Origin of the sequence: Kitasatospora sp. NPDC057518, assembly GCF_042802075.1 — a bacterium.
Classification (GTDB): domain Bacteria; phylum Actinomycetota; class Actinomycetes; order Streptomycetales; family Streptomycetaceae; genus Kitasatospora.
Window position 1 is genome coordinate 1 of record NZ_JBHVEU010000272.1, and the last position, 12003, is coordinate 12003.

Here is a 12003-nt window from a genome sequence, read left to right on the forward strand (position 1 = left end):
GCCCTCCGCCGGGTGGCGAGGGGGCGGTCCGGAAAGCCCGTGGGGGTCCGACGGCCCGGTCGGGGGTCCGTCACTCCATTTCGAGGACGCGGGCGTGCAGCACCTGGCGCTGCTGCAACGCCGCCCGGACGGCCCGGTGCAGGCCGTCCTCCAGGTAGAGGTCGCCGTGCCACTTCACCACGTGGGCGAAGAGGTCCCCGTAGAACGTCGAGTCCTCGGCCAGGAGGGTTTCGAGGTCGAGTTGGCCCTTGGTGGTCACCAGCTGGTCGAGTCGCACCGGGCGCGGGGCGACGTCAGCCCACTGGCGGGTGCTCGTCCGGCCGTGATCCGGGTACGGCCGCCCATTGCCGATGCGCTTGAAGATCACACGGAAAGCCTACCGTTCGGACGGCGGATGGCGCAGCAGCCGAGGCTCCGCCACGCGCGCCGGTGTGAACTGCGCATGGACGAATGCCGCTGTTTGATGGGAAATGTCGCGAACATCGCCCGGTGCCGATCGGGTTCCGTGCCGATGCCGAAGCGTTCCAAAGCGTTCCGATCCGCTCAGGAGTGTTCACCGATGGACTCCGACCTCACCCCGCAGGCCGTCCGGGAGATCGCCGCCGGGTACGCCTTCACCGGCCCTGCCCTCGACCTCGGCGCGGTGCTGCTGGACGGCACCGCGTACCCGGACGCCCAGGTGCGCATCCCGCTGGGCGTGCTCAACCGGCACGGGCTGGTCGCCGGGGCCACCGGCACCGGCAAGACCAAGACCCTCCAGCTGATCGCCGAACAGCTCTCCGCGCAGGGCGTGCCGGTGTTCCTGGCCGACATCAAGGGGGACGTCTCCGGTGTCGCCGCGCCCGGGACGCCGAGCGAGCGGACCGGTGCCCGGGCCGCCGAGGTCGGGCAGCAGTGGGAGCCGCGCGGCTGCCCCGCCGAGTTCTACGCGCTCGGCGGGCAGGGCGCGGGCATCCCGATCCGGGCCACCGTCACCAGCTTCGGGCCGCTGCTGCTGGCCAAGGTGCTCGACCTGAACGAGACCCAGGAGTCCTCGCTCACCCTGGTGTTCCACTACGCCGACGCCAAGGGCCTGGAGCTCTACGACCTCAAGGACCTCACCGCGGTGATCGCCTTCCTCGCCTCGCCCGAGGGCAAGGAGGAGCTGCGGACCATCGGCGGGCTCTCGGCGGCCACCGCCGGGGTGATCCTGCGGGCGCTCACCGTGCTGGAGAACGAGGGCGCCGGGGCGTTCTTCGGCGAGCCCGAGTTCGACACCGCCGAACTGCTGCGGACCGCTCCGGACGGCCGGGGCGTGGTCTCGGTGCTGGAACTGCCCGCCGTACAGGACCGGCCGCGGCTGTTCTCCACCTTCCTGATGTGGCTGCTCGCCGACCTCTACCAGGAGCTGCCCGAGGTGGGCGACCCGGACAAGCCCAAGCTGGTGTTCTTCTTCGACGAGGCGCACCTGCTGTTCAAAGGCGCCTCCAAGGCCTTCCTGGAGGCGATCACCCAGACCGTGCGGCTGATCCGCTCCAAGGGCGTCGGCATCTTCTTCGTGACCCAGACGCCGCGGGACGTCCCGTCCGACGTGCTGGCGCAGTTGGGCAACCGGGTGCAGCACGCGCTGCGCGCCTTCACCCCCGACGACGCCAAGGCGCTGAAGGCCACCGTCTCGACCTTCCCGCGCTCCTCGTACGACCTCGGCGCGGTGCTGACCTCGCTGGGCACCGGCGAGGCCGTGGTCACCGTCCTCTCCGAGAAGGGCGCGCCGACCCCGGTCGCGGCGACCAGGCTGCGGGCGCCGCAGTCGCTGATGGGGCCGATCGAGGTGGCGGACCTGCGGGCGGTGGTGGACGCCTCGCCGCTGACGGTGCGCTACCGGGACGCGATCGACCGGGAGTCGGCGTACGAGAAGCTGGCGGCGCGCGCCCCCCGGCCGGAGGCGGCGCCGGCCGGGCCTCCCGCGTCGGCTCCTCCCGAGCCGGCGGCGCGGCGGGAGGAGCGGGAGGGGAAGGCACGGGAGCAGGCGGGCGTGGGCGGGCTGCTCGGGTCGCTGCTGAACAACCCGAGCGTCAAGTCCTTCGCGCGCTCGGCCGGGAAGCAGCTCGGGCAGGAGATCTCGCGCAGCCTGTTCGGGACGTCCAAGCGGCGGCGGTGACCGGTTCCGGGGCGGCCGGCGGCTGGCCTCACGCGGAGAGCGCGGCGCCGATCCGGTCCAGGGAGGACAGCCGCATCAGGCCGTAGTGGTAGAACTCGACCTCGGGGACGCCGAGTTCGCGCAGGGTGGCGATCTTGGCGGCGAGGTTCTCCGGGCCGTCGCAGTCGGAGGACATCGGGCGCAGGATCACCGCCATGGACTTCGGGTGGACGCCGTGCAGGGCGAAGGCGGCGAGCTTCTCCCGGACGGCCTCCGGGGTCTTCGCGTAGCCGAGGGTCTCGATCTGGTCGGCGGCTCCGGCGAGGGCGGGCAGGTCGATGCCGGCCAGCCAGCCGGTGCCCGGGCCGCCGCCGTCCATGAAGCTCAGCCGCATGCCGTGCCGGCGGGCCTGCTCGGAGAGGTCGGCGGCCAGCGCGGTGACGGTGGCGGCGGAGGCGTCCACGTAGGCGGCGAGGGCGCCGTCGGCGAGGGCGCTGAGGTCGGCGGGCCGGGCGGCGGCGGACTCGTCGGCCAGCCGGTGGCGCAGCTCGGCGCGGACCGCCTCGGCCACCTCCTCGGCCGGGACCCCGGCGGCGGTGGCGGCGGCGCGGCAGTGCGGGCAGAAGCAGACCCCGAGCAGGGCCTCGGCGGTCGGGCCCAGCTCCTCGAAGTAGCGCTCGTGGTGGTAGCCGTGGCGCAGCCCGTGGAAGTGCAGGGACTCGGCGCGGACCGCGTCCACGCCGTACCGGGCCAGCTCGGCCACCAGGGTCAGCGCGTACTCCCGGACCTCCGGGTTCGCCGGGCAGAGCTCGGTGAGGTGGCGGTCGCCGAAGGCGTTGGCCGGGGCGCAGTCGGGGTGGGCGAAGCCGAGCCGGTCGTTGTGGCAGAAGACCGTCCAGGCGTGCAGCTTCAGGCCGCGGTGGCGGGCCTCCTCGCCGGCCTCGGCGAAGGGGTCGCGGTCGCCGATCGCGGTGGACGGCGCCGGGGCCAGCCGGCGGCCCCGCCAGGCGGCCGGGTCGGGGCGGAAGTACGCCGCGCCCGGCTCCAGGTAGCGGACCACCCGGCGGGGGTTGTGCGGGAAGACGTCGCGGGCCTCGTGGTAGACGGAGGCGAGGGTGACGCCGCCGACCCCGGCGCGGTCGGTGAGGTTGCCGAAGAAGGTGTCGGCGCCCTCGTCGAGCAGGTCGGTGGCGAAGGCGAGGACGGACGACTCCACGGTGCGGCTCCGGAGCTGGGGGAGGGTGAGCCGTCCACGCTAGCCGCAGGGGTGGGATTGGTCTATACCTGATGGCCCGGGTGGGCTACCGGGCCGACGGCCGCCGGGCCGGGGGCTACAGGCCCAGGTCGTCCAGCTGCTTGAGCAGGGCGGATCCGGGGCTGTCCGGGGCGGCGGCGGGCTTCGGGGCCCGCTGCTCGGCCAGCCGGCGGCGGAGCAGGAAGGCGGCGGCCAGCCCGCCGATCAGTCCGCCCAGGTGGCCCAGCCAGCTGACGCCCGGGGTGACCGGCAGCACGCCGATCAGGATGGTCGAGTAGACCGCCGCGATGACGATGCCGACCGCCGCGTCCAGCACGTTGCGGTCCAGCACGCCGCGCAGCACCACGTAGCCGAGGTAGCCGTAGACCAGGCCGCTCGCCCCGGCCGTCACGGTGTTCGGGCTCTCCAGCAGCCAGACCAGCAGCCCGTCGGACATCGTGATCACCAGGCTGGCCAGCAGGAACTTCTTCATGCCCCGGCAGGCGGACAGGAAGCCGAGCAGGAACAGTGGCCAGGCATTGGCCGCGATGTGGTCCCAACCGAAGTGCAGGAACGGCGAGGTGAAGATCTCCGGCAGGTCGCCGATCCGCTCCGAGCGCAGGCCGAACTCCTGCGACAGCCCGTAGTCGTCCAGCCAGTTGACCACCTGGACGGACCAGATGACGGCCTGGAGGCCGATCATGGTGAACAGCGCGTCGCGCGAGTCGGAGAGCAGACGGGTCATTCTGGAGGCCATGCCGTCGACTCTAGGGGCGGCGGGATCGCACACGCACCCGATTACGGCGAGCCGTTTAGAGTGACCTGTGTCATTCCGACCGTGAGAGGTGACCAGCCCATGAGCAAGCGCGCGCCGCTGCCGTACGAGTTCCTTCCGCAGGTGCCGTCCTTCCCGCTGAGCAGCGAGGACATCACCGAAGGCGGCACGCTGGGCCCGGAGTTCGTCCACGCCGACGGCAACCTCTCGCCGCAGCTGGCCTGGTCGGGCCTGCCGGAGGGCACCCGGAGCATCGCGGTCACCTGCTACGACCCGGACGCGCCGACCGGCTCCGGCTGGTGGCACTGGCTCGCCCTGAACCTGCCCGCCGACACCGCCGGCCTGCCGCGCGGCGCCGGCTCCTCGGACGCCGGCCTGCCCGGCGAGGCCTCCTTCCACGGCCGCAACGACTTCCCGGGCAACCGGTACGACGGCGCCGCCCCGCCGCCCGGCGCCCCGCACCGCTACGTCTTCGCGGTGCACGCGCTGGACGTGGAGAAGCTGGACGTCGCCGCCGACACCCCGCCGGCCCAGGTGGGCTTCAACCTCACCTTCCACACCCTGGGCCGGGCACTGCTGACCGCCGAGTACGGGGTCTGAGCGGGGCCCGATCGATGTCGATACCGGTGTCCGACCGTCCGGTCGAGGTCTGGCGGCTGCCCGCGGAGGACGTCCGGGCCGGCCACCGGGCCCTGACCTGGACGGTCGGCCCGCAGGGGGAGCTGGCCGTCCTGGTGGTGCCGGAGCGGTACGCGGCACCGGCCGGTTCGTGGCCGTGCGCCCGGCTGCCGTTCGACGGCGAGGTGGTGGTGCGCGGCCCGCGGGGCGAGTGGCGGGTGCCGCTCACCGGGGTCGGGATCCCGCCGGACTTCCTGGCGCTGCTGCCGGGCGGCCGGGTGCTGCTGGTCGGAGGCAGGGCCGAGGAGTCGGCGGACGGCTGGGAGCGCAACGGCCAGGTCTTCGGGCCGGACGGACGGCTGACCCGGGAGCTGCAACTCGGCGACGACGTCCAGGCGTTGACCACCGACCGGGACGGCCGGATCTGGCTCGCCTTCGGGGACGAGGGCAACTACGGGGACAACCCGCTCGGCCAGTACGGCCTGCTCGGGCTGGACACCGCCGGACGGATCGTCTGGCAGCCGGACTTCGGGCAGCTGGGCGACCAGCCGCTGGAGGGCCTCGCCGCCGCCACCGAGGGACGGCGGGCCTGGCTGGCCTGGTACGGGGACAGGAGCCACCTCACCGGGATCGACCCGGACGGCGGCGAGCCCGTCGTCATGCGGCTGCCGGCCCGCCAGCCGGTGGGCTTCGCGATCGCCGGGGACCGGGCCGTGTTCCTCCAGCCCGGCGGCGAGCTGATCCGGTGCGAACGGGAGAGCCGGAAGGGCTGGCGGGAGGTGCGCCGCGAGCGGGTCGGCGTCCCCGGCGGCCTCGACCGGGGGCGCGCGCACGGCCGGGACGGGGTGCTCTGGTTCCGCTCCGGCAACGGCTGGTTCAGGGTCGAGGCCTAGGTTCCGGCCCTCGGGTCGCGGCCTCAGGTGCCGGCTTTCAGGGCGGGGCCCGGGGTCCGAGCCTCCGGGCCGGCCGCGTGGTGGGCGCGGTCGGCGAGCCGGCGCAGGTGCTCGCGCAGCGCCGGCGGCTCGTGCACCTCGAAGGGGCAGTCCAGCGACAGCAGCCGCATCGCCGTCCACTCCAGCGAGTCGGAACGGGAGCGGAGCCGGCAGCTGTGCCCGTCGATCGGCTCGACCTCGGAGTCGCCCGGCCGGAGGCTGTCGCGGACCCGCTCGGCGGGGGCGTGCACGGTGGCGACCACGGTGCCGCTCGGCGACGGGCGGCGCAGCTTGCCCGCCACGTACGCGGCGGCGTCCTCGGCGGGGAGCGGGCGCGGCGTGAAGCGGACGCCGGTGGCGGCCGGGCCGCTCAGCCGGTCGACCCGGAACAGCCGCCAGTCCGCGCGGTCCAGGTCGTAGCCGACCAGGTACCAGCGGCGGCCGACCGAGACCAGCCGCTCGGGCTCGACCTGCCGACTGGTCTCGGCGCCGTCGTACGCCCGGTAGCCGAAGCGCAGCCGCTCCCGGGCGGTGACGGCGCGGGCGAGCACGGTGAGGTCCTCCGGGTCGACGGTCGGGCCGTCCCCGGCGAGCAGCGGCACGGTCGCGGAGTTGAGCGTCCCGACCTGGTGCCGCAGCCGGCCCGGCAGCACCTGGAGCAGTTTGCCGAGCGCCCGTACCGAGGCCTCCTCGATGCCGACCACGGCGTGCCCGGCCGCCGCCCGGAGCCCGACCGCGATGGCCACCGCCTCCTCGTCGTCCAGCAGCAGCGGGGGCATCGCGGTGCCCGCGACCAACCGGTAGCCGCCCTCCGCGCCCATGCTGGCCCGCACCGGGTAGCCGAGCTCGCGCAGCCGGTCGATGTCGCGCCGGATGGTGCGGGGGCTGACGCCGAGCCGTTCGGCGAGCTCGCTGCCGGGCCACTCGCGCGGGGTCTGGAGCAGCGAGAGGAGGTTCAACAGTCGGGCCGGGGTGTCGCTCATGTGCGCCTCTCGATGCTTCGCTCGCTCGTGCCGTCGCTCGTGCCGTCCAGAATGCCGGACCAACTGGGACAGATTCTGACCTAGATGCCCGCTACTGTCGTGGACGTGGAAAAGGTAGAGGAGTACGGAATGGGCACCGCGGCAGCGGAGCGCCGGAGGTGGATCGCGCTGACGATCGTGATGGTCGCCTCCTTCATGGACCTGGTGGACGTGACCATCGTCAACATCGCCATCCCGAGCATCCAGCAGGACACCGGCGCCTCGTTCAGCGCCGTCCAGTGGGTCACCGGGGGCTACGCGCTGGCCTTCGCGATCGGGCTGATCACCGGCGGCCGGCTGGGCGACATCCACGGCCGCAAGCGGGTGTTCCTGATCGGGATCGGCGGCTTCACGCTGGCCTCGGCGCTGTGCGGGCTGGCCTCCAGCCCGGAGATGCTGATCGCGACCCGGGTGCTCCAGGGCGGCACGGCCGCGCTGATGGTGCCGCAGGTGCTGTCGATCATCCACGCGACCTTCCCGGCGGAGGAGCGCGGCAAGGTGTTCGGCCTGTTCGGCGCGGTGGTCGGGCTGGGCGCGGTCTCCGGTCCGATGATCGGTGCGCTGCTCACCGAGTGGGACCTGTTCGGCCTGGCCTGGCGGCCGATCTTCCTGATCAACCTGCCGGTCGGCATCGCCGGACTGCTGCTGGGCCGCCGCTTCATCGACGAGTCCAAGGCCGACCAGGCGCTGAAGCTGGACCTGGTGGGCGTGGCGCTGGCCAGTCTCGGCCTGCTGATGCTGATCTACCCGCTGACGCACGGCCGGGAGGCCGGCTGGCCGCTGTGGGGCTACCTGTCGATGGCCGGGAGCCTGCCGGTGTTCGCGCTGTTCGTGGCGTACGAGAAGGTCAAGACGCGGCGGGACGGCTCTCCCCTGGTGGAGCTGGCGCTGTTCCGGGTGAAGTCCTTCGCGGCCGGGATCTGCGTGCAGCTGGCCTTCGGCGTGGCACTCGGCATCTACTTCCTGGTCTGGACCCTCTACATGCAGATCGGGCTGGGCTGGAGCCCGCTCAAGGCCGGCGCGACCGGCATCCCGTTCTCGATCGCGGTCTCCACGGCGGCCGGACTGTCGGTGCAGAAGCTGGTGCCGCGGTTCGGGCGGAAGGTGCTGCAGACCGGCGCGCTGGTGATGGCGGCGGGCGTGCTCGTCTACATCTGGGAGGCGGACCGGTACGGGACGACGATCACCGCCTGGCAGATGGCGCTGCCGCTGGTGGTGATGGGCCTCGGGATGGGGCTGATCGTCGCGCCGATCACCGACGCGGTGCTGGCCGAGGTGCCGCGTGAGCACGCCGGTTCGGCGTCCGGGCTGATCAACACCGTGCAGCAGGTGGGCAACGCGCTCGGGCTCGGCCTGGTGTCGGTGGCCTTCTTCGGGGCGATGGACGACGTGGTCGCGCCGGAGGCGGTCGGGACGGCGTTCGGCGGGGCCTTCGTGCACGCGATGTGGTGGGTCGCCGGGGTGCTGCTCGCGGTCTTCCTGCTGATGTTCGCGCTGCCGCGGCGGCGCAAGGCGCTCGGGGCGGTGGCCGGTTCCGGGGGCGCGGGTGGCTCCGCGGACGGTTCCACCGCGGAGCAGCAGGCGCCCGTCGTGGCCTGACGGAGCGCTCCCGTTCACGGGCCCCGGTCGCGCGGCGCGGCCGGGGCCCGCGTCGCGCTCTGGGCGGGGCCGGCCCCGGTACGGCCGGCCGGGTGGGTCAGCCGGTGCTCAGCGCACCCCGGTCGGGGTGGGGGCGGCGGACGTGCGGGTGGTGGTGCGCGGTTTGGCGGCGGCCTTGGCCTCCTTCGCGGCGCGCTTCACCTCCTGCTTGAACTCCCGCACCAGGGTGAGCGATTCGGGGCCGGTGATGTCGGCCACCGAGCGGTGTGCGCCCTCCTCGCCGTACACCCCGGCCGCCTCGCGCCAGCCCTCCGGCCGTACCCCGTACTGCTTGCCGAGCAGGGCCAGGAAGATCTGCGACTTCTGCTTGCCGAAGCCGGGCAGGGCGTTGAGCCGGCTGAGCAGCTCCTTGCCGGTGCGGACGTTCTTCCACAGCGCGGCCGCGTCGCCGTCGTACTGCGCGACGAGGAACTGGCAGAGCTGCTGCACCCGTTTGGCCATCGCGGCCGGGTAGCGGTGGACCGCCGGTTTGGCGGAGAGGAGCGCGACGAACTCCTCCGGGTTGTAGGTGGCGATCTCGTGGGCGTCCAGGTCGTCGTGGCCGAGGCGCTGGGCGATGGTCAGCGGGCCGGTGAACGCCCACTCCATCGGGACCTGCTGGTCCAGCAGCATGCCGACGAGTGCGGCGAGCGCGCTGCGTCCGAGCAGTTCGTCGGCCTCGGGCTGCTGTGCGAGCCGGACGGTGACGTTCATGGGCTTGCCCTCCTCGGAGTTGACGTCGGGTCGGCGCCCAGTCTGGTGGAAGCGGCGTTGGCGTACGCGGTCAACACGCCCGTAGCCGGGGAAGTCTTGTCTGTTCAAGGCCTTGCCAGAGCTGCATTGTTCGTTGGCGGAGCGGTTGCCGGGGGTGCCGGCGGGGGCGCGAGGGATATTTTTTGCCCGCGCCTGTCGCATCCGCCGGGGGTCCCGGGGCGGGGGCGGTGCGGCGTCCGTGGGGCGGCGGGCGCGGGGGCGTGGGGGGTTGGGGAGGGCGCTCGGCCGGGTGGGTGGTTCTGGACGGGGGGAACGAGTCATTTCATATGACTGTTTCTGTTGTGACGGTGCGGCGAGCTGACGGCGGGTCATTCTTGGTCCAATTCGACACGTCCAGAAAGGCCCGCCCGCCGTGACCCAGCCGTTCGAACTGCCGTCCTTCTACGTGCCGCACCCGGCACGCCTCAACCCGCATCTGGACGAGGCACGGGCCCACTCCACCGGCTGGGCCCGGGAGATGGGGATGCTGGAGGGGTCGGGGATCTGGGACCAGGCCGACCTGGAGGCCCACGACTACGGACTGCTCTGCGCGTACACCCACCCCGACGCCTCCGCCGAGGCGCTGTCCCTGGTCACCGACTGGTACGTGTGGGTCTTCTTCTTCGACGACCACTTCCTCGACATGTACAAGCGCACCAACGACCGCGGGGCGGGCAAGGCCCACCTCGACCGGCTGCCGCTGTTCATGCCGGCCGACCCGGCCGCCGAGCTGCCGGAACCGGAGAACCCGGTCGAGGCGGGACTGGCCGACCTGTGGCGGCGCACCGTGCCGGTGATGGGCGAGGACTGGCGGACCCGCTTCGCCGCGAGCACCCGGAACCTGCTCAACGAGTCGCTGTGGGAGCTCGCCAACATCAACGAGGGCCGGGTGGCCAACCCGGTCGAGTACATCGAGATGCGCCGCAAGGTCGGCGGCGCGCCCTGGTCCGCGCAGCTGGTCGAGTACGCGGCCGGCGCCGAGGTGCCGAAGGAGGTGTCGGGTTCGCGGGCGCTGCGGGTGCTGATGGACGCCTTCTCCGACGGGGTGCACCTGCGCAACGACATCTTCTCGTACCAGCGGGAGGTGGAGGACGAGGGCGAGCTGAGCAACGGCATCCTGGTGCTGGAGCGGTTCCTGGAGTGCTCCACCCAGGAGGCCGCCGAGGCGGTCAACGACCTGCTCACCTCGCGGCTGCAGCAGTTCGAGAACACCGTGTTCACCGAACTGCCGGTGCTGTTCGCGGAGACCGGGCTGGACCCGGCGGGCCGTGCCCGGGTGATGGCGTACGTCAAGGGCCTCCAGGACTGGCAGTCCGGCGGGCACGAGTGGCACCTGCGCTCCAGCCGGTACATGAACGGCGGTGGGGCGGCGGCGAGTTCGTCCGGTTCGGCGGCCTCGGGCGCTGAGGTGGCGCCCGGTTCGGGCGGTGGGCTGCCGGGGCTGCCGGGTGGGCCCGGGGGCGGCAACTGGTGGGACCAGTACGCGATCGGCGGCATCGGGACCTCGGCGCTGGACATCCTGCGCAGCACGGCCGCCGGGGCTTCGGCGGCCGTGGCTTCGGTGGCCGCGGCGGAGGCGAGCCCGGCAGAGGTGAGCCCGACGGGTGCGGCCGAGGGTGCGGCGGGCCCGGCCGTGCGGCGGGCGCGGTCGCACGGCCACGTGCCGCACCAGGCCGTCGGGCCGTCCCTGCTGCCCGAGTTCGAGCTGCCGTACGAGCTCCGGCTGAGCCCGCACCTGGACGGCGCCCGGGAGCGCGTGATCGAGTGGGCGGAGCGGATGGGGCTGCTGGCGGCGGAGCCGGGCGTCCCCGCGTCCGGCATCTGGGACGCCGAGTCGATGCGCGACTACGACCTCCCGCTCTGCGCGGCCGGCCTCCACCCGGACGCCACCGCCGACCAACTCGACATCGCCTCCGCCTGGTTGGCCTGGGGCACCTGGGCCGACGACTACTACCCCCGGGCCTTCGGACGCACCCGCGACCTGGGCGGCGCCAAGGCCGCCAACGCGCGGCTGTCCCTGTTCATGCCGGTGGACGGCACCCCGGCGCCGGAGCCCGTCAACGCGCTGGAGCGCGGCCTCGCCGACATCTGGGAGCGCACCGCCGGCCCGATGGCCGTCGAGGCCAGGGGCCGGTTCCGGGTGGCCGTCGAGGTGATGCTGGACAGCTGGATCTGGGAGCTGGCCAACCAGATCCAGAACCGGATCCCGGACCCGGTGGACTACCTGGAGATGCGCCGCTCCACCTTCGGCTCCGAGCTCACCACGAGCCTCTCCCGCCTCGGCCACGGGCAGACCGTGCCGCAGGAGGTGTACGACCACGGCTCGATGCGCGCGCTGGAGAACTCCGCGATGGACTACGCGTGCATGATGAACGACCTCTTCTCGTACCAGAAGGAGGTCGAGTACGAGGGCGAGCTGCACAACGCCGTCCTGGTGGTGCAGAACTTCTTCGGCTGCGACTACCCGTCCGGGGTCCGGATCGTCGACGACCTGATGCACTCGCGGCTGGGCCAGTTCCAGCACGTCGCGCAGAAGGAACTCCCGGTCATGTACGAGGACTTCGGGCTGGAGCAGGCGGCCAGGGAACTGCTCGACGGGTACGTGGGGGAGCTGGAGAACTGGCTCGCGGGCATCCTCAACTGGCACGGGGGCTGCCTCCGGTACGGCACGGCCGACCTGGAGCGGCACTTCGGCGCCGAACGTGACCTGGTGGAGGCCTCGCAGGCCCGTCGGGCGGCCACGGCGGCGGCCGCCGAGGCTCCGGTGGCGGGCACCGCTCCGGTGGTTCCGAGCGTGCCGGTGCCCTCGGCGCCCCCGGTGCCGCTCGGCCCGACCGGCCTGGGCACGGCCTCGCTGCGCCTGTCGGCGGGCGGCTGACCTCGGAGGTCCGCACCCGCGCGGGTTCCAGCCC

10 protein-coding genes are annotated in these 12003 nt (G+C 73.2%); 5 read left to right on the forward strand and 5 right to left on the reverse strand.

What is annotated here, in order from left to right; genetic code table 11:
* Positions 1 to 70: 70 nt before the first annotated feature.
* A complete protein-coding gene (locus ACFU7Z_RS25465) occupies positions 71 to 367 on the reverse strand; it encodes a type II toxin-antitoxin system VapB family antitoxin (RefSeq protein ID WP_030061387.1) in 297 nt (98 codons plus the stop codon).
* 192 nt (positions 368 to 559) lie between these two features.
* Between ACFU7Z_RS25465 and ACFU7Z_RS25470 the strand changes: the two genes are divergently transcribed.
* Entirely contained in the window at positions 560 to 2140 is a 1581-nt protein-coding gene (locus ACFU7Z_RS25470) for a helicase HerA-like domain-containing protein (protein WP_380779877.1), read from the forward strand.
* 28 nt (positions 2141 to 2168) lie between these two features.
* Here ACFU7Z_RS25470 and ACFU7Z_RS25475 read toward each other — a convergent pair whose 3' ends face one another.
* Together ACFU7Z_RS25475 and ACFU7Z_RS25480 are read right to left on the reverse strand one after the other, a co-directional pair.
* Positions 2169 to 3335 carry a hypothetical protein gene (locus ACFU7Z_RS25475; RefSeq protein ID WP_380779879.1) on the reverse strand — a complete coding sequence of 389 codons (1167 nt, stop codon included), beginning with the start codon at positions 3333 to 3335 and terminating at the stop codon, positions 2169 to 2171.
* Between the two features lie 115 nt (positions 3336 to 3450).
* Positions 3451 to 4110 (reverse strand): rhomboid family intramembrane serine protease, encoded by a 660-nt coding sequence (locus tag ACFU7Z_RS25480; protein ID WP_380779881.1) that lies wholly within the window; start codon positions 4108 to 4110, stop codon positions 3451 to 3453.
* A 99-nt stretch (positions 4111 to 4209) separates the two neighbouring features.
* Here ACFU7Z_RS25480 and ACFU7Z_RS25485 point away from each other — a divergent pair, with 99 nt between their 5' ends.
* Positions 4210 to 4728 (forward strand): YbhB/YbcL family Raf kinase inhibitor-like protein, encoded by a 519-nt coding sequence (locus ACFU7Z_RS25485; protein ID WP_049650163.1) that lies wholly within the window; start codon positions 4210 to 4212, stop codon positions 4726 to 4728.
* A gap of 14 nt (positions 4729 to 4742) precedes the next feature.
* The gene (locus ACFU7Z_RS25490) at positions 4743 to 5639 is read left to right on the forward strand and encodes a hypothetical protein (RefSeq protein ID WP_380779883.1); all 897 of its coding nucleotides are present in this window, start codon (positions 4743 to 4745) and stop codon (positions 5637 to 5639) included.
* 23 nt (positions 5640 to 5662) lie between these two features.
* On the opposite strand, the gene ACFU7Z_RS25495 is transcribed toward ACFU7Z_RS25490, so the two are convergent.
* The gene (locus ACFU7Z_RS25495) at positions 5663 to 6661 is read right to left on the reverse strand and encodes a helix-turn-helix transcriptional regulator (protein ID WP_380779886.1); all 999 of its coding nucleotides are present in this window, start codon (positions 6659 to 6661) and stop codon (positions 5663 to 5665) included.
* 129 nt (positions 6662 to 6790) lie between these two features.
* Here ACFU7Z_RS25495 and ACFU7Z_RS25500 point away from each other — a divergent pair, with 129 nt between their 5' ends.
* Positions 6791 to 8299: an MFS transporter gene (locus tag ACFU7Z_RS25500; RefSeq protein ID WP_375876733.1), complete on the forward strand. Its 1509-nt coding sequence runs from the start codon at positions 6791 to 6793 to the stop codon at positions 8297 to 8299.
* Between the two features lie 108 nt (positions 8300 to 8407).
* Here the strand turns inward: ACFU7Z_RS25500 and ACFU7Z_RS25505 are convergent, their stop codons facing one another.
* Positions 8408 to 9052 (reverse strand): HhH-GPD-type base excision DNA repair protein, encoded by a 645-nt coding sequence (locus ACFU7Z_RS25505; RefSeq protein ID WP_074001818.1) that lies wholly within the window; start codon positions 9050 to 9052, stop codon positions 8408 to 8410.
* A gap of 412 nt (positions 9053 to 9464) precedes the next feature.
* On the opposite strand from ACFU7Z_RS25505, the gene ACFU7Z_RS25510 reads away from it, so the two are divergent.
* The gene (locus tag ACFU7Z_RS25510) at positions 9465 to 11969 is read left to right on the forward strand and encodes a germacradienol/geosmin synthase (RefSeq protein WP_380779888.1); all 2505 of its coding nucleotides are present in this window, start codon (positions 9465 to 9467) and stop codon (positions 11967 to 11969) included.
* Positions 11970 to 12003 lie beyond the last annotated feature (34 nt).

Excerpts from the sequence above, each read along its gene's own strand:
- ACFU7Z_RS25505 (WP_074001818.1), bottom strand. The coding sequence starts at position 9,052 with ATGAACGTCACCGTCCGGCTCGCACAGCAGCCCGAGGCCGACGAACTG.
- ACFU7Z_RS25480 (WP_380779881.1), bottom strand. The coding sequence starts at position 4,110 with ATGGCCTCCAGAATGACCCGTCTGCTCTCCGACTCGCGCGACGCGCTG.
- ACFU7Z_RS25500 (WP_375876733.1), top strand. The coding sequence starts at position 6,791 with ATGGGCACCGCGGCAGCGGAGCGCCGGAGGTGGATCGCGCTGACGATC.
- ACFU7Z_RS25490 (WP_380779883.1), top strand. The coding sequence starts at position 4,743 with ATGTCGATACCGGTGTCCGACCGTCCGGTCGAGGTCTGGCGGCTGCCC.
- ACFU7Z_RS25495 (WP_380779886.1), bottom strand. The coding sequence starts at position 6,661 with ATGAGCGACACCCCGGCCCGACTGTTGAACCTCCTCTCGCTGCTCCAG.
- ACFU7Z_RS25470 (WP_380779877.1), top strand. The coding sequence starts at position 560 with ATGGACTCCGACCTCACCCCGCAGGCCGTCCGGGAGATCGCCGCCGGG.
- ACFU7Z_RS25485 (WP_049650163.1), top strand. The coding sequence starts at position 4,210 with ATGAGCAAGCGCGCGCCGCTGCCGTACGAGTTCCTTCCGCAGGTGCCG.